The following is a 609-nucleotide window of genomic DNA, read 5'->3' as shown; positions in this document are numbered from 1 at the left end:
TCATAGGCTTCTTCCATATGAGGTGGTCTACGATCCAAGTTATGCATATCGCTAGCAATGACATGAACTAGATCACGTTCCAAGAAATACTGAGCTCTCTTTTTCATGAATTTGTAGGTTTCTCCAAAGAGTTTTGGTTTCAAGACATGAGAACTATTGACCTGGGTATAGCACCCCATATCAATCAGTTCCCGAACTCGCTTTTCATTATTTTCTAGAGCATCATAACGCTCAATATGGGCAATAACTGGTGTGAACCCTAACATGAGAATATCGCTCAGTCCTTTATGTATATCTCGATAGGGTGTATTCATACTAAACTCAATCAAAGCATAGTGACTATCATTGAGGGTTGGAATCAATTTCTTTTCCAATTTTTCGACAACATCTGGCGTATAGTATATTTCTGCGCCATAAACGATGACAAGGTCATCTGCCACCTCCTTGGCCATTTCGCGAACTTTCAAAAAGTTAGTTGCTATTTTCTCTTCTGGCGTCTCAAACATCCCTTTCCGACGATGAGACGTGGAAACAATGGTCCTGACCCCTTGACTATAGGCTTCTCTTAAAAGGTTTTTACTCTCCTCTATCGACTTTGGACCATCATCC

1 protein-coding gene is annotated in these 609 nt (G+C 40.6%); it reads right to left on the bottom strand.

Annotated elements, in window-relative coordinates; genetic code table 11:
* On the bottom strand, positions 1 to 609 hold a 609-nt coding region (cps4B, locus tag D8863_RS10830), incomplete at both ends, for a capsular polysaccharide biosynthesis protein Cps4B (RefSeq protein WP_185761491.1).

The sequence above is a fragment of the Streptococcus oralis genome (genome assembly GCF_003943825.1).
GTDB classification, from domain to species: Bacteria; Bacillota; Bacilli; order Lactobacillales; family Streptococcaceae; genus Streptococcus; species Streptococcus oralis_CD.
This window is presented reverse-complemented; position numbering and strand designations above follow the sequence as displayed.